At 60.3% G+C, this 14,425-nt stretch carries 16 protein-coding genes; 8 read left to right on the top strand and 8 right to left on the bottom strand.

Annotated features, from left to right (window positions below):
- Positions 1 to 47 precede the first annotated feature (47 nt).
- The 6 genes from ACXMYO_RS11750 to ACXMYO_RS11725 all read right to left on the bottom strand — a co-directional run bounded on the left by ACXMYO_RS11750 (position 48) and on the right by ACXMYO_RS11725 (position 6,127).
- The gene (locus ACXMYO_RS11750; protein WP_438764883.1) at positions 48 to 752 is read right to left on the bottom strand and encodes a hypothetical protein; all 705 of its coding nucleotides are present in this window, start codon (positions 750 to 752) and stop codon (positions 48 to 50) included.
- Positions 753 to 798: 46 nt separating this feature from the next.
- Complete coding sequence (locus ACXMYO_RS11745) at positions 799 to 1,536, bottom strand: helix-turn-helix domain-containing protein (protein ID WP_438764881.1); 738 nt, start codon at positions 1,534 to 1,536, stop codon at positions 799 to 801.
- 697 nt (positions 1,537 to 2,233) lie between these two features.
- Positions 2,234 to 3,328, bottom strand: a complete 1,095-nt coding sequence (locus ACXMYO_RS11740) for a calcium/sodium antiporter (RefSeq protein WP_438764879.1) — start codon at positions 3,326 to 3,328, stop codon at positions 2,234 to 2,236.
- Positions 3,329 to 3,527: 199 nt separating this feature from the next.
- Positions 3,528 to 4,040 carry a DUF892 family protein gene (locus ACXMYO_RS11735; RefSeq protein WP_438764877.1) on the bottom strand — a complete coding sequence of 171 codons (513 nt, stop codon included), beginning with the start codon at positions 4,038 to 4,040 and terminating at the stop codon, positions 3,528 to 3,530.
- 101 nt (positions 4,041 to 4,141) lie between these two features.
- Positions 4,142 to 4,966, bottom strand: a complete 825-nt coding sequence (locus ACXMYO_RS11730; RefSeq protein WP_457808862.1) for a manganese catalase family protein — start codon at positions 4,964 to 4,966, stop codon at positions 4,142 to 4,144.
- 429 nt (positions 4,967 to 5,395) lie between these two features.
- Positions 5,396 to 6,127, bottom strand: a complete 732-nt coding sequence (locus ACXMYO_RS11725) for a hypothetical protein (RefSeq protein ID WP_438764873.1) — start codon at positions 6,125 to 6,127, stop codon at positions 5,396 to 5,398.
- Between the two features lie 312 nt (positions 6,128 to 6,439).
- Here ACXMYO_RS11725 and ACXMYO_RS11720 point away from each other — a divergent pair, with 312 nt between their 5' ends.
- Complete coding sequence (locus ACXMYO_RS11720) at positions 6,440 to 7,111, top strand: bacteriorhodopsin (RefSeq protein WP_457808861.1); 672 nt, start codon at positions 6,440 to 6,442, stop codon at positions 7,109 to 7,111.
- 72 nt (positions 7,112 to 7,183) lie between these two features.
- Positions 7,184 to 8,116: a Brp/Blh family beta-carotene 15,15'-dioxygenase gene (locus ACXMYO_RS11715; RefSeq protein ID WP_457808860.1), complete on the top strand. Its 933-nt coding sequence runs from the start codon at positions 7,184 to 7,186 to the stop codon at positions 8,114 to 8,116.
- Between the two features lie 88 nt (positions 8,117 to 8,204).
- Here ACXMYO_RS11715 and ACXMYO_RS11710 read toward each other — a convergent pair whose 3' ends face one another.
- Positions 8,205 to 8,693 carry a phosphate-starvation-inducible protein PsiE gene (locus ACXMYO_RS11710; RefSeq protein WP_438764867.1) on the bottom strand — a complete coding sequence of 163 codons (489 nt, stop codon included), beginning with the start codon at positions 8,691 to 8,693 and terminating at the stop codon, positions 8,205 to 8,207.
- A gap of 203 nt (positions 8,694 to 8,896) precedes the next feature.
- Between ACXMYO_RS11710 and ACXMYO_RS11705 the strand changes: the two genes are divergently transcribed.
- The 3 genes from ACXMYO_RS11705 to ACXMYO_RS11695 all read left to right on the top strand — a co-directional run bounded on the left by ACXMYO_RS11705 (position 8,897) and on the right by ACXMYO_RS11695 (position 10,807).
- A complete protein-coding gene (locus ACXMYO_RS11705; RefSeq protein ID WP_457808859.1) occupies positions 8,897 to 9,898 on the top strand; it encodes a cation diffusion facilitator family transporter in 1,002 nt (333 codons plus the stop codon).
- Positions 9,899 to 10,085: 187 nt separating this feature from the next.
- Positions 10,086 to 10,283, top strand: a complete 198-nt coding sequence (locus tag ACXMYO_RS11700; RefSeq protein WP_457808858.1) for a CsbD family protein — start codon at positions 10,086 to 10,088, stop codon at positions 10,281 to 10,283.
- Positions 10,284 to 10,399: 116 nt separating this feature from the next.
- Positions 10,400 to 10,807, top strand: a complete 408-nt coding sequence (locus tag ACXMYO_RS11695) for a hypothetical protein (protein WP_457808857.1) — start codon at positions 10,400 to 10,402, stop codon at positions 10,805 to 10,807.
- Between the two features lie 60 nt (positions 10,808 to 10,867).
- Here the strand turns inward: ACXMYO_RS11695 and ACXMYO_RS11690 are convergent, their stop codons facing one another.
- Entirely contained in the window at positions 10,868 to 11,722 is an 855-nt protein-coding gene (locus ACXMYO_RS11690; RefSeq protein WP_457808856.1) for an oxidoreductase, read from the bottom strand.
- Between the two features lie 370 nt (positions 11,723 to 12,092).
- On the opposite strand from ACXMYO_RS11690, the gene ACXMYO_RS11685 reads away from it, so the two are divergent.
- The 3 genes from ACXMYO_RS11685 (at position 12,093) to ACXMYO_RS11675 (ending at position 14,419) form a co-directional block, all read left to right on the top strand.
- Positions 12,093 to 13,226 (top strand): DegT/DnrJ/EryC1/StrS family aminotransferase, encoded by a 1,134-nt coding sequence (locus tag ACXMYO_RS11685; RefSeq protein ID WP_457808855.1) that lies wholly within the window; start codon positions 12,093 to 12,095, stop codon positions 13,224 to 13,226.
- On the top strand, positions 13,216 to 14,205 hold the full coding sequence (locus ACXMYO_RS11680; RefSeq protein ID WP_457808854.1) for a Gfo/Idh/MocA family protein: 990 nt from the start codon (positions 13,216 to 13,218) through the stop codon (positions 14,203 to 14,205). The genes ACXMYO_RS11685 and ACXMYO_RS11680 overlap by 11 nt, the downstream gene beginning before the upstream one ends.
- A gap of 82 nt (positions 14,206 to 14,287) precedes the next feature.
- A complete protein-coding gene (locus ACXMYO_RS11675; protein WP_457808853.1) occupies positions 14,288 to 14,419 on the top strand; it encodes an entericidin A/B family lipoprotein in 132 nt (43 codons plus the stop codon).
- Positions 14,420 to 14,425: the final 6 nt, after the last annotated feature.

Genomic DNA, 14,425 nt, shown 5'->3' with positions numbered 1-14,425 from the left:
GCCGCCCGGCAGGGCCATGCCGGGCGGCGTCAGACAGGTTTGATCACTTACTCATTGTTGGGCACATCATCGAGTTCTTGTCGCCAGTGCTGCAGGGTACGGCGCTGGCGGCGCTTTCTGAACTGTTCGGTACGGGCGTCATCCGGGATCAGCAGGATGGGACCCTCCTCACCCTTTTCGATATGAAACGTGCGCCGGGCACCGACCTGATGGCTCTCTGAGCCAAAAATGGCGATCAGGCTGACCTCGATGCAGGCCAGTTCTTCCTCACCGGCGATATCGTATCGCTCGTCAAGCTCGAGCCCTTGCTCAAAACATGCCTGGCGCACCATATTGCCAAAGGTCCCGACCTCCATATAGCCGCCCGACACCATGGGGCCTTGACGCGTAAATTCCTGAAGGCTGGCATCCACGCCCTCATTCTGGCGAACGATGGCGACCGGCTGGCCGGTATTATCCACCACGTCGGTGACGTTACAGAGCCACTGGCGCTGCGACGTCGTGATGCGCATCATGACCAGATCAATAAAGACGCTTTGCTTGCTCATGTTGCTGAGCAGACACACCGAGTTGATATCGCGTCCCTTGCCCCGATTGATGATGATCTGCGAGCGGCGCTGCATGCGAAAGTTGTGCAGCAGAAGCTGCAGATAGGCGGCCCAGATGATCAGCATGCCCACGCTGGAAAGACCGCTGAACACGGAGGCGTTTTCGGTGGTCCATTGCCACAGATCATCCAGCGAGGAAAACATTTAGAGACTCTTTAGGGGGTTGGGCGCGACATTCAGCCTGCGCGCATCATGAGGCCAGTTGAAGGTTGACCGGCAGCTTCTCGTTGATGTGAAGATAACTATTATCGAAATCGGCAAATGCGACCAGCTGGTGCCAGTCGATGATGGTCAACGTTTTGCGATACAGCGATATCAGCTTCCGGCGTCTTAAAAGCTGCAGGGAGCGGTTGAGGTGCACAGGCGACAGCCCCAGGGCTTCGCTCAGGGCCACCTGAGTCAGCGGAAAGTACATGCTGTTGCCCTCAACCCGGCCAATGATGACACAGCGGGTGAAGAGCTCACAAAGCAGATGGGCCAGGCGCATGGCCGCCGGGCGGCGGGTCATGTTCAAAAGCCACTCCCCCATGATGGCCCTGTCCACGACCGAAGACCAGGCCTGGCCGTGGGCAAGGCCGGAGCCCGGCGTCAGCCGCGAGAAAAACTTCTGACGATCCAGGCGGGTAATGCGCATGTCGGACAGTGCCCTGATGCCGTGATCAAGCGGGTACTGAACACAGGAGAGGTCTTCGCACTGATCGCCGGGCAGAAGAAAGGCAATGACCTGATCCATGCCGTCATGGGCACTCTTGAAGCGACAGGCCCACCCCTCGGTGACGATGTTGATGGTGTCTGATGTGTCACCCGGGCTTGCCAGCGTCTGCCCCCGACAAACGTGATACTTGCTGTCGACACAATCCTGTATGGCCGCCTTTTCTTCCTGAGTCAGGCAAGAGTAGACATTCATTTTGTTGATAAATGAAAACATGAGCCACCTGCCCGTTGGTGCCCTCAAAAGTGCTCGACCGGCTCGGCGACAGAGCTGGAAACAGGTCGCTCTGCGTGCCGAGGCTGAGCTCTGCGTCAGTCGTGCCTTCCGGGATGCTGTCAGTAATGACTATCGCTTTGAAGCCCGTTTTTACGACAAACAGTGTCTGAAATACTTCAGCAGACAATATAACCTGCCGCCTGTGTGTCGTATAAATAACGCATGTTGTTGTCGGACGGTGGCGTGACGGTTCCGGGCTCTTTTTTAGTCATTCAGACAATGCATTTCTGAAATCAGCAATCTGACACTGTGCAAGCATTGATGCCGACAGGGCCGGGCAGGCGCTTTTATATGACAGTTGATCGGCGCTTTTCAGCGTCGTTTTCAATGGTCGATTTATGGGAAAAGGACTTCAGTACTTTACGAATCGGGAAGAAAGAAGGCGTCAGCACATCGAGCCATCGGGCAGAGCGTATGGGATAAAACATGCGCTGGTAGATGAATTATTCGATGTGTTTCAGGATCAACAGTCCGGCTTCAGGGCATTGTCGGGATCTGTTTGAACAGGTAATAACGTTATGGTCGTTTTGTGATCAAAATCGGTCGAGAAAAGGCGTGACTTCTTCGGCAGTGCCTTCGGCGCAACGGCCACGCCCTGTCATGTTGACCGGGCGTGGCTTGCTCTAACCGGGGTATCTCAGACTCGCTGCGTCCGCCAGGCTCTGGCCCCCAGCACCACCAGCGTAACCGCGGTCAGGGGCAGGGCATACATCAAAACGGCGTCACCCAAAAGCGTGGCGCTGTCCTGATGGGTCGAATAGAGCACCAGATAGCTGGTGTAGGCCACGTAATAGATGAAAAACAGCAGCCCCTCCCAGCGCTCGATACAGTAGCCGGTAAAGAAAATCGGCAGACAGGCCAGCGACACGGCAATCATGACGGGGAAGTCAAAGACCAGCGCGTTATCCGGCACCGGGATGCCGCTGGGGGCCACCAGCGCGGCCAGACCCAGCACGCACAGCAGGTTGAAAAGACAGCTGCCGACGATGTTGCCCACGGCGATGTCGCGCTCGCCCCGGGCGGCCGCCATGATCGAGGTGGCAAGCTCTGGCAGAGAGGTGCCAACGGCCACGACGGTCAGCCCGATGACCAGATCCGACAGCCCCAGCGCACGGGCAAGCGAGGTGGCGCCCTCCACCAGAAAGTGGGAGCCGGCCACCAGCAGCACCAGGCCGGCCACAATCATGATCAGATGAATCACCCAGGCCATCGGATTACTCGATGGGGCAGGCTCGGCCTCGGGGTGCTCCGCGGCGGCGGCCTGCGCTTGTCTTTTGCTCTCGCGCATGCTGCTGATCACCATGAACACCGTATAGCCCACAATGCAGGCAAAGAGCAGTGCGCCATCGAGCCGGCTCAGAACGCCATTGGCCCCCAGCGCCCAGACCAGCAGGCCGGCGCCGATCATCAGCGGCACATCCAGGCGAATGAGCTGGCGCGAGACCATCAGCGGGGCGACCAGCGCCGTCAGCCCCAGAATCAGCAGGACGTTGGCAATATTGCTGCCCACCACGTTGCCCAGTGCCAGATCACCGCTGCCGCTGAACGCCGACTGGACGCTGACGGCGGTTTCAGGGGCGCTGGTGCCAAAGGCCACGACCGTCAGACCGATCACCAGCGGCGGAATACCAAACAGGGCGGCCAGCTTCGAGGCGCCGCGAACCAGCACCTCGGCCCCACCCACCAGAAGCACCAGGCCGGCAACAAGATAGACAAGGGTCATCAACGTCATACAAGGGCTCCCGGCAGGTGATGTCATGGTCTGAAACGGATGCGACCGTTCTGGCTGCGATCATGGGTGAGGATAACCGGGAATGCCAATGGCAGATCGATATTGAGGAAAATGATTCATTGGTTGCCGGCACGGGCAGACGCAAAAAGGCCCGATCGCTGGCGTATCGGGCCTGAACAGGTGAGTGGAACGAACGGTATCAGCGTTTGGCGGTGGTATCGTCGTTTTCAGAGCGCTCAAGAAAGGTGGTCGTTATCGTGGGAAGATGCTCTTCCAGCCATTTCGCCATGGCCTCTTCCTCCTTGAGAATACGTTCAAGGGAGGCCCGAACCTCCGGCTCGCCCAGATAGTCGGCCGCGCCCATCAGTGCGCGATAGTTGGCGATCTCGAAATGCTCGAAGGCGTAGCTGGCCGAGCCGCCCTTGACCACTTCATCGCTGGTGAACATGCCCCCCATGCCCTGAGCCATGGCGGCCATCTTGCCGCCCATGTCCTTGAAGCTGGAGGTGCTGCCATCCAGCCGCTCGATGCACTCCTCTAAAAGGGCGGCTTGGCCCCGGGTCTCCTCGATATGCTGTTCGATGCGGGCATGAAGTTCGGGGTAGTGCTCAATGCGTTTGGCCTGTGCCGTGAGCATGGTTTCTGCCTGCTGCTCCATGGCATGCGCATCGCGCAGCCAGTCCATAAAGTGAGCTCTTGCATCCGTTGCCATGTTTCGATCTCCCTGTCCCTGCCAGCGCTGGCCGACAGAAAACGTGACACAACGCGTGAAGGCATGGCTGCCACGAGGCGGTCATGCCGGGGGTAACGCTGTCAGAGCTGTTCCTTCTGGGCGCCCGAACCGGGTCTGGCCTTGCCCAGACTCGGCACCTGCCCCAACGGTTCGGGCTGCTGCTTGAAGGTGAAATTGCTGCGACCGTCCAGCGAAGGGCCTTCGCTCCAGCGCCCCTGAGGGGCTTCCTTGTCGAGCAGCGTGTTGAGGAAATAGTACGAATGCTCGGTGGCCTCGTGTTCTTCCGGCGTACTATTGGGGATCGGCAGGCTCGCCTGCAGACCGCCCAGATCCTCGATCACGGCCAGCCACTGCTGCTGGTGATAGGTGTCGCGGGCAATCAGAAACGACAGAAAGTCCTTCATGCCCTTGTCCTCGGTCCAGTTGTAAAGCCGGCTGGCCAACACGCGGCCGCCGGCCTCGGCGGCCACGTTGGCCTGCATATCGGCAGCAATATTGCCGGTGGCATAGACATGGCTCATGTCAAAGGGCACGCCGTTGGCGTTGACCGGCATTGCCGACAGGCCCGATGAGAGCAGATGGCGCGGGTTGGCACCGCCCAGAATCGCGTTGATGATCGGGTCCTTCGCTGACGCCTCCTGATAGGAGACGGGCGCGCCTTCCAGGTTCAGCGCCACGGCATGGCCCAGCATCTCGATATGGGAAAGTTCCTCGGTCGCCGTGGACATCAAAAGATCACGAATGCGGTCATCGCCCCGGGCACCCATGGCCTGAAAGAAATACTGCATGGCGACACGGATTTCCCCTTCGATGCCCCCGATCGCCTGCTGAAGCAGCATGGCAAACTGCGGGTCAGGCGTGTCGACGCGAACGGGATACTGAAGCTTTGAAGAGTGATGAAACATGAATACCTCCCTGCATGGATATTTAAACCACAAATAATTCAATACAGTGACGCGAAGAGGGCTCACAAAACACTTCGAGAAGCTCCGTAAAAGACCTGATGATCAGGACCCTGAGGGCCCATGAGCCAACCTTCTCGGATGCCATGAAGGCTCTGGTATTTTACGGGCGACTGTATTGAGCGTGGGCAGAAAGGCAGGAAACAGCAAAAATTATAAGGTGTTTTAATATAATTAAATGTGTCTTTTTGAACCGTATTAATTAACGACAGGGCGCTTTTTAAACGCTGTACTATACGCTGCGATTTCTGATCGATTCCTTACGCTTTTCTATTAAAAGAAGCGTCGGTTTTTTTGATCGGCACCGTCGAGCAACAGGGCGAAGTAGCGCCCCGGGATGCAGTACAGAAGGGCACACGATGTCTGCTGTCGTTACAGGCCCTTGATGACGATGTTTTCCCGCCAGCGTTCGAGCTCTCGACGCTGACGCCGGGAGCGCAGCAGGCGGGTATTGTCCCGCTTTGGAGCGAGCATCAGCTGGTTGTCATTGCCACGAACAAGACTGAATCGCCGCCGGGCGCCGATCGGGCGTTTCTCCGTGGCCTGAATGACGATCAGATTGATCTCGATGGTCTTGAGCGTCTCGTCGCTGTCCTTGAAGGTGTAGTCGCTATCAAGCGTCAGACCGTATTGCCGTGCGGCATGGGCAATGATGCGATCAAAACGACTCGCCTCCATGTACTGCATCGAGTTGAGGGGCCCCATGCGGGTCACCAGCTCGCCTTCCTCTTCACCGCCGCCTTTGGCAGTGCTGCCCTGGTCGGTGGTTGATTCATCGGAGGAGGGTTGCTGCTGTCGGGTGTCCTCGTCTGCCAGCTCGGTAATGTCACAGACCAGCGTGCGCTGATCGGTCTCAAGGCGCGCAAAGATGGATTCCACAAACACGACGCCCTGTCCCATGTTGCTGACCAGACAGGGGCCTTCGACCCGGCGGGCCTTGCCGTGCTTGATCAGGATGGAAGGGCGGCGCAGGGCACGAGCCGTGCTGACGGCCACCTGCATGGCGATGCCCCAGATCAGCACGTGGCCGACACTGGCCAGTCCGCTGACAACGGTTGCATTGTCGGTGACCCAGGACCACAGGTCGCTTAGCTGGCTGATCATGCCGTTGTCTCCGATAGGCATAAAGGGTGTCGCAGGGACATGGTAACAGAGCCGGTGATCCAGGCTGCCACGAAAGAGTCCCCCAAAGCCTGGCGGATTCGGTGGCGCCGTGCCGCTTGAATTAATCAAACGCCGCGGATGCTTTTCAAATCACCCATGAATTTACATTGGATGCAATAGGTAACTTCATCTAACCTGAATGATGTCTTCAGCCTGGTTTCAGATATGCCCGCCCGGACACCTTTCGGCGCCCTGGCATGTGCCCCTGGCCCCGGCGATGACATCCCTTCAAAAGACAATGGAGTGTCCGGTATGTCATCTGGTGTGCAACTTTCCTTTACGATCGGCTGGATCGCGATGCTGTTGGGTGGCGTCATGTTCTGGGTGATCAGTCGCGGCCTGCCCGAGGCGCAAAAGCGTCATAGCGTGGCGGCCATGACCATCGTGTTTGTGGCCTTTGCCAACTATTTCGCCATGTCGCTGGGGCAGGGCGATCTCTTCTTCAACGGTCGAACGGTCTATTTCGCCCGCTATACCGACTGGGTCATCACGACCCCCATTTTGCTGATCAGTCTTGCCCTGTTTGCCGGCACCACGCTCAACCGCATCGCAACGCTGCTGGCGGCGCTGGTGGCGGCCGACATCTACATGATCGTAACCGGTCTGGTGGGCAATCTCTCCACGGCACCCTACAACTACTACTGGTGGCTGATCAGCATGGCCGCCTTTCTGGTCGTACTGGGCATTGTCTGGGGGCCGCTGCGTCGTTGCGCCGAACAGGGCACGGAGATGTCGGCCTATTCGAAGCTGGCCGGCATGCTGACCGCGCTGTGGGTGTGCTATCCCGTTGTCTGGCTGGTGGGCAGCTCCGGTATCAGCGTGATTTCGGTCACCGTTGAAAGCTGGCTCTATCTGGTGCTGGACGTGACAGCCAAGGTCGGCTTCGGCGCGGTCGCACTCGGCGCGGCTCGTCGGGCGCGCTGATACTGCCGCCCGGCCTGTCATGTGGCAGGTCCGGCCGGTGGTGCTGTCCACGGGAGCAGGGGGCATGAGCTCATGACATCAATACCCCGGGATCGCCCGGCTCAGGGCGACACCGTTCGAGAACGGCTTGTCTGGCTGATGGGCGGCGCGATCGCGCTGGCCCTGTTGTCGCAGCAGGGTGACGCCACCGGCGTTTTGTCGCTGACGCTATTGACCGCTGGCGTGGCATTGCTGGGGCTGCCCCATGGCGCTTTCGATCATCTGACCGGGGCCCGGCTGATCCGCCACTACCTGCCCGATGTACGGCATCCGCGCCTTTGCCTGGGGCTTTTCATGCTGGGCTATGCATTGATGTCGATGACGCTGCTGTGGTGCTGGTATCACCAGCCGGGCTGGGCGCTGATCGTATTTCTGGCCCTGTCGGCGGCGCACTTTGGCACCGACTGGCGCGGCCGGCAGACATTGATGCATCGCCTGTGCTGGGGGGCGCTGGTGATTGCGCTGCCGTTTGTCTGGCGTCCCGGCGAGGTGGCCGACATCGTGCGTACGCTTGCCATATCCGACCCCGCACCCTTTATCGAGGCGGCGCGCCCGGTGATGGCGCTGGCGCTGGGTGTGGTGCTCATCAATGCCCGCCGTGACGGCGCCATGTTTGTGGTGGCCACCGGTCTTTTGCTGCTGGGGGCGCTCGTGCTCAATCCGCTGGTCTACTTTGTCTGCTATTTCTGCTGTTTTCACAGTCCGCTGCATCTCACGGCCATCAGACATGAGCACGGTCTGACCCATCGTCGACAGATGATCAGGGTCGCCGCGCCGGTTGTGGTGCTGACCTGGATCGGGGCCGGGGCAGGCTATCTCTGGATGAGCCATGACCATGTGGCGGGGGCGCTGATCAAGACGGTCTTTATCGGGCTGGCCTGTCTGACGGTGCCGCACATGCTGGTCGAATGGCTGGGCGAGCGCATCGCAGCGCCCGCGGCTACCAGCCCCGTGCACGGCGGCTGATATCGTCATCCCTCGCGCCGCTGACGCGCGGTGTCCGGTCGCTGTGACAAGTCCCCGACCTTTCCAGGCCCGGCTCCTTGTTTTCCGCCTACTGCTCTTCGACCCGGTCGTCGCGCTCGCCGGACTGGGTCGGAGAAACATTGCGTTGATGACCCGAAGGAAACCGATGAGAGCCGTAACGGACCACCAGAATCGACAGGGCCAGCAGCAAAATGGAACCTGCAATATAGATGATGCCCATATCCGGGCGATGATGATGCTGAATGTCGCCGATCATCATGCGCGTCAGCGCCGTGATGGCCACATAGATCAGAAAACGCACCGGCATGTGGTTGGTCTTGAAATAGATGCCGACCATTGCCCCCAGCTCGAGATAGATAAACAGCAGCAGCACGTCATCGATGCCTGCCTGACCATCGGCAATCATCTCGAGAAAGGCGCCCAGGGCCGCCCAGGCAATGACGCCGCCAATGGCAAAAAGCGCCATAAAGTGAAAGGTGCTGACCAGAAGGTTGCCCAGGCGGTCGGCCTGCCGGTGCAGTCGCTCGCCCATCGGGCCTTTTGTGTTTGTTGGCATGATGCATGTCCTGAAAAAAGTATGAAGCTCTAAAAAAGAGACTTTAAAAAGAGAGGTTTTAAGGGAAGACAATGTCATGACGGCCGAGTACGCAGGCCCCGGGCCGCGATACGGCCCTCCAGAGGACACGAGTATGCCATCCTGACACCATGATGATGTTGTCATCATCTTCTGACGAACAGCAGAAGTAACGAGGAAAGCTCATGACGCAGGACCGAGCACATCACGATCATCATGACCACCACAGGCACGGTCATGGTGACAATCACGGCCACCATCATGGTCATCATCACGATCATGGCCACCACCATCACGGTACGGACAACGAGCGGCGCCTTTTATGGGCCATGGTGCTGACCGGCGGTTTCATGATCCTTGAAGTGGTCGGCGGTGTGCTGACGGGGTCGCTGGCGCTGCTGGCGGACGCCGGCCATATGCTGACCGACAGTGCCTCGCTGGCGCTGGCCTGGGTGGCCGCCCGGCTGACGCACCGACCGGCCAACGCGCGCAAGACCTATGGCTATCAGCGCGTGCAGGTGCTGGCGGCGTTCGTCAACGGTCTGGCGCTGCTCGTCATCGTTGCCTGGATCCTGTTTGAAGCCGTGCGCCGGCTCTGGGCGCCACCCGAGATTGCCGGCACCGGCATGCTGGGTGTGGCCATCGTCGGGCTTGTGGTCAATATCGGGGTGTTCTGGCTTTTGCACAGCGGCGATCGGGGCAATATCAACATTCGTGGCGCGCTGCTGCACGTGCTGGGCGATCTGCTGGGGTCGGTGGCGGCCATTACGGCAGCGGTGGTGATCATGGTGACCGGCTGGATGCCGATCGACCCGCTGCTGTCGCTGCTGGCGGCGGCGCTGATCGCCCGCAGTGCCTGGAAGATTACCGCGCAGTCGGCACATATTCTGCTTGAAGGGGCGCCGGCCCATATCGACAGCGAGCAGCTGGTACATGATATCCCGCACGCGCTGGCCGATATCCAGGGTGTCCATCACGTGCATGTCTGGTCCCTGACCCCGGAACGGTCAATGGTGACCCTGCATGCCGTACCACATGATGGTGTGGATCAGGACCGGGCCATTCTGGTCATCAGGGACTATCTCAAGCGTCGCTTTGATATTGATCATGTCACGGTCCAGATCGAGCGTCAGGCGCACTGTATCGAACAGCGCGACACCGATCACGACCACGCTTTTCTTTCATGAGTGGTGCACATCGCTGTGCTGCGTACAGCGCCAGGCGCGCCGGATAACCCAGGTGATGGATGATGTCAGGCGTGTGTTTTTGAATGCGCGCCACCTTGATGCGTCAGGCAACGCATTGAAGGTCCATCAACCGTGCGGCGACTGAATGTGGCTGCATGGACATCATCATGAAAGGAAATAATCTACCGTGTCTGAAAGTACCCAGAGTGCCAAATGGGACAGGATCGCCGGAGAGCTCAAGGAGAAATGGGGCATCGTCGCCAACGATCTTTCGGCGTATGAACGAGGTGAGGTGCAGCGCATCGCCGGCCTGCTCAAGGAGCAAAAGGGCCTGAGCGACGAAGACGCCAGGCGCGAAGCCGAGCGCATCATGCGCAACTCCTGAGCGCTGCGTGTGTCACACTGCATGACGCCATCGATAAGCCCGGCCGTCGCCGGGCTTTATGCGTTGATGGGTACAAAAAGCGCGGGATCAAGGATGGCGCGACAGGGAGTGACTCAATGAGTGAGATCAATACCGTGAACACGTTAAAAGCCCCACGGCCGGCGCCGGTGACGCTGGTATGGGTCGTGCTGGCAGTGGCCTGGGGGGCCTTTTTACTGCCTCGGGCAGGCTCCGGGCTGCTGGTCGGCTGGCCGCTCAATCTGGTCGCCTTTTGCCTTGCCATCGTGATCATGACACGCGGGCGCACGGTGGCCGGCATCCTGGCGATGGCAGCCTCCGTTGTGGTGTCCCCGCTGGTCTATCTGCTGGGACTGTTGCTTTTGATGCTCACCACGGCCTTCAGCGATGTCGAGATCGACATTCAGGAGTCCGGTCCGGTGCAGGAGCATCACGCGCCGCCGCCGCGCGGAGAAGCGCCTTCGCTGCAGATGACCGGGCTCTCTTCGTTGCAGAACGTAACGTGACACAAAAGGCGCCATCGTGATGGCGCCCCTTTATTCCTGCTGATCAATGACGGATCAGTGTCACTTCTCATCGGCCGGGTAGTCGGTGTCGACGCTGGTCTGTCGCCACTGCTCGATCTCGTCGAGCGTCTCGCGCAGATGCGCACTGACCTGATCCACCCCCCAGGCGCCGAGCACCAGATGCTGCGGGGGTTTTGGGTGTTCAAAAATGTCGATCATTGCTCGGGCGGCACGTACCGGGTCACCGGGCTGGTGGCCGCTGCCTTCGGCAGTCCCCGACATGCGCGCACCGACCGTGTCACGGTAGTCATCAAGCTCGGTGGGGGTCTGCTGCAGCGAGCGCCCGGCCCAGTCGGTGCGAAAGGGCCCGGGGGAGACACTGGTTACCTTCAGTCCCAGCGGCTCGACCTCGGCGGCCAGCGCCGTGGAAAAGCCTTCAACGGCATGCTTGGTCGCGGCGTAGTAGGCCGAGCCCGGAAAGCCGATGAAGCCTGCCACGGAGCTGATGTTGATGATGTGGCCGTGTCGGCGCTCACGCATGCCCGGCAGCACCAGGCGTGTCATCTCGAACAGGCCGAAGACGTTGGCATCAAACTGGGCGCGCACCTGGGCATCATCGGCCTCCTCGATGGAGGACTGATAGCCGTAGCCGGCGTTGTTGACCAGCACATCGATACGACCGAAGTGCTGCTCGGCGCTTTTGACCACCTCGCGAAGCTGCTCGCTTTTGGTGACATCCAGTCCCAGTGCCAGCACGCGCTCCTCGGCGCCCCGGGCCAGGTCAGCCACGCGCGCCCGATCACGGGCGGTCACGACTGCCTTCCAGCCCCGATCGATCACCAAACGGGCCAGTTCACGGCCAAAGCCGGTCGAGCAGCCGGTAATCAGCCAGACGGGATCTCTTGATGCACTCATATCGCTCTCTCCTGGATCGGAAAACGGCCGGCTCGTTCAACAGACCGCTCTCACTGTCGATTCAGCCACTATAGGACAGTCGTGGCGTGCAACTTATCGAATATCACAATGCCGGAGATAGTGTTTCACCCTCTGACAGGGCCATTGCCGCCACGGCGAATCCGCCGGTATCCCTGTCTGGATAACCTTTTTAAACAGGATGAATTTTTAAAACTGTTTCCAATTAAAAATTAATAAAATACGGCGGTTTTGCGCTACAAAAACAGGACAATGCGTTCAACCTGTTTAAGACGCGATGCGATATAAAAGGCGGCCATTAAATAACTCGATAACAAAAGGGGGCCTCATTAATATCTCCGGCACATCCTTCGTGGATCTGAGCGCGCAATACCGCCGCATCGAGCACCGCATCAGGTCTGAAATGGAAGGCGTGCTGTCCTCGGCTGCCTTTATCAACGGGCCAAAGGTCGAGGCGCTGGAGGCGCAGCTGGCCGAGCGTGCCGGCGTGGCCCAATGCGTAAGCTGCGCCAGCGGTAGCGATGCCTTGGTGCTGGCACTGCGGGTGCTGAATATCGGTGCCGGTGATCGGGTGCTCTGTCCGGCCTACACCTTTGCCGCCACGGTCGAGGCCATCGTTCGAATCGGCGCCGAGCCGGTGTTCATCGATATCGACCCGCGCACCTTCAATCTGGACGCCGAACGCCTTGAACACTGGCTGGCAGCGGACACCAGCGCCCGCGTGCGAGCCGTGATCGCCGTGGACCTGTTTGGTCGGCCGGCCGATTACGACCGCCTTGGTGCCATCGCGGCGCGTTTTGATCTTCATCTCGTTGCCGACGCCGCCCAGAGTTTTGGCGGTGATCATCACGGCCGTCCGGTCGGGTCGCTGGCCGACATCACGATCACCTCCTTTTATCCCTCCAAGCCGCTGGGCTGCTACGGCGATGGTGGCGCCCTGTTCGTGCACGATACGTCCCTGGCCGATCGGCTGCGCTCGCTGCGCAATCACGGCATCAGTAGCGATCACACCCGCCATGACGAGATCGGCATGTGCTCGCGTCTTGATGCGCTGCAGGCGGCAGTGCTGCTGGCCAGACTCACCATTTTCGATGACGAGCTCGAGCGTCGCGAGCGTATCGCCTGTGCCTATCAAAAGGGGCTTGGGGCATTGCTTGTTACACCGACGCTGTCGACAGGCTGTCACTCGGCCTGGGCGCAGTACACGGTCTGCCTGCCCGGCGATACCGAAGAGGACAATAGTGATCTGGCCACGCGTCGGGACGCCTTCGTGGCCCGCCTTCGCGAGCAGGGCGTGCCGGTGCGCTGCTACTACTCGCCGGCGCTGCACCGCCATCCGGCCTATCGGTCGGTGTTGCATGACGGTCTGCCCCGAACCGATCGCGTGGCCGCCGGCACCTTCAGCCTGCCGATGCACCCTTATCTCGAAACCCAGCATATTGAGCAGGTCTGTCAGGCCGTGAGAGAGGCCGGTCATGACCGCTAGATTGTCGCGTCCCCTTCAGGTGGCCGTGGCCGGCGCCGGCAGGATGGGCGCCCGGCACGTGCGCACCTTTGACGGCCTGGCAGGCGTGGAGGTCAGCGTTATTCATGACCCCCGGCCGGCGGATGAATGCGACCTGCCGGCGCGGCTGCAGGGCCGCTATACCCGGAATTATCAGGCCTTTCTTGCGTGGGCGTGTCGGGCCGACATGGCCGTGGTGGCCGGCCCGACGCAGACACACTTCGGCGTGGCGCGCGATCTCATCCACTGTGGTCTGCCCTGTCTGGTCGAAAAGCCCATGACCGTGCGGCCACAGGAGTGTCTGGCGCTGAGCCGGCTGGCCCGCTCGCGCGGCACCGGCCTTTTCTGTGCCCATGTCGAGCGCTTCAATCCGGCGCTTGTGGCCACGGCCGACGTGCTGCGCGCCCACACCTGGGAAGACGTCACCCTCACGCGGCAGAATCCGGACAGCGCCCGGCTGTCGAGAGACTCCCTGGTGACGGATCTGATGATTCATGATCTGGACATCATGCAGCACGTCATGGGCCTTGCTCCCGAGGCCCTGCTGGAGGTCGAAGGGGGACTGGATGATCGTGGCCGCACCGCAGGTGACGGCGCCGATCACGTCACGGTGCGAGTGCAGGGCAGTGCCGGCTACCCGATCACTCTGCATGCCGGGCGGCTGCCGGACAGCCGTCTGCGCGCCATCGACGCTCGCGGCGCGTCGGGCCGTGTGCACGTGGATCTGCTCAATCGCTGTCATGACATGGAGCTTTCTGATGCGGTCGGGCCTTCGATGTCACCGGTCAGCACGTCCGGGGATGCCCTGACGCATCAGGCCCGCGCGATGGTCGCCAGCGTCATGGACGGGCGCAACCACGGGCTGGCCAGTGCCGATGAAAGCTGGCAGACGCTGACCCTTTGTCAGCTCATCGAGCAGCGTCTGTGCCTGGCGTCACACCGGCACATTTGCCGGCACTGACGCCGTAGCGGTTTGTGTAGAGAGGGTGCTAAAGTCCTTGATGCGTGCCGCCGGGCGGCCGATCACACGGGAAGGTAATACCATGAAACGCATGACGCTTTTGGTTGTGATAATGCTGCTGTCTGCCGGAGTACTCGGCGGATGTAACACCATGCATGGCGCGGGCGAGGACATCTCCGACGGCGGCCAGGCCATCCAGAACGCCTCCGACTGACACCGT

This window comes from Kushneria sp. EE4 (assembly GCF_977968315.1).
Note: the sequence above shows the minus strand (reverse complement) of the source record. Positions and strands in the feature narration are given on the sequence as shown.

What these genes read in the sequence shown, in the direction of transcription:
- ACXMYO_RS11750 (WP_438764883.1), bottom strand. Translation starts at nt 752, where the DNA reads ATGTTTTCCTCGCTGGATGATCTGTGGCAATGGACCACCGAAAACGCC.
- ACXMYO_RS11745 (WP_438764881.1), bottom strand. Translation starts at nt 1,536, where the DNA reads ATGTTTTCATTTATCAACAAAATGAATGTCTACTCTTGCCTGACTCAG.
- ACXMYO_RS11740 (WP_438764879.1), bottom strand. Translation starts at nt 3,328, where the DNA reads ATGACGTTGATGACCCTTGTCTATCTTGTTGCCGGCCTGGTGCTTCTG.
- ACXMYO_RS11735 (WP_438764877.1), bottom strand. Translation starts at nt 4,040, where the DNA reads ATGGCAACGGATGCAAGAGCTCACTTTATGGACTGGCTGCGCGATGCG.
- ACXMYO_RS11730 (WP_457808862.1), bottom strand. Translation starts at nt 4,966, where the DNA reads ATGTTTCATCACTCTTCAAAGCTTCAGTATCCCGTTCGCGTCGACACG.
- ACXMYO_RS11725 (WP_438764873.1), bottom strand. Translation starts at nt 6,127, where the DNA reads ATGATCAGCCAGCTAAGCGACCTGTGGTCCTGGGTCACCGACAATGCA.
- ACXMYO_RS11720 (WP_457808861.1), top strand. Translation starts at nt 6,440, where the DNA reads ATGTCATCTGGTGTGCAACTTTCCTTTACGATCGGCTGGATCGCGATG.
- ACXMYO_RS11715 (WP_457808860.1), top strand. Translation starts at nt 7,184, where the DNA reads ATGACATCAATACCCCGGGATCGCCCGGCTCAGGGCGACACCGTTCGA.
- ACXMYO_RS11710 (WP_438764867.1), bottom strand. Translation starts at nt 8,693, where the DNA reads ATGCCAACAAACACAAAAGGCCCGATGGGCGAGCGACTGCACCGGCAG.
- ACXMYO_RS11705 (WP_457808859.1), top strand. Translation starts at nt 8,897, where the DNA reads ATGACGCAGGACCGAGCACATCACGATCATCATGACCACCACAGGCAC.
- ACXMYO_RS11695 (WP_457808857.1), top strand. Translation starts at nt 10,400, where the DNA reads ATGAGTGAGATCAATACCGTGAACACGTTAAAAGCCCCACGGCCGGCG.
- ACXMYO_RS11690 (WP_457808856.1), bottom strand. Translation starts at nt 11,722, where the DNA reads ATGAGTGCATCAAGAGATCCCGTCTGGCTGATTACCGGCTGCTCGACC.
- ACXMYO_RS11680 (WP_457808854.1), top strand. Translation starts at nt 13,216, where the DNA reads ATGACCGCTAGATTGTCGCGTCCCCTTCAGGTGGCCGTGGCCGGCGCC.
- ACXMYO_RS11675 (WP_457808853.1), top strand. Translation starts at nt 14,288, where the DNA reads ATGAAACGCATGACGCTTTTGGTTGTGATAATGCTGCTGTCTGCCGGA.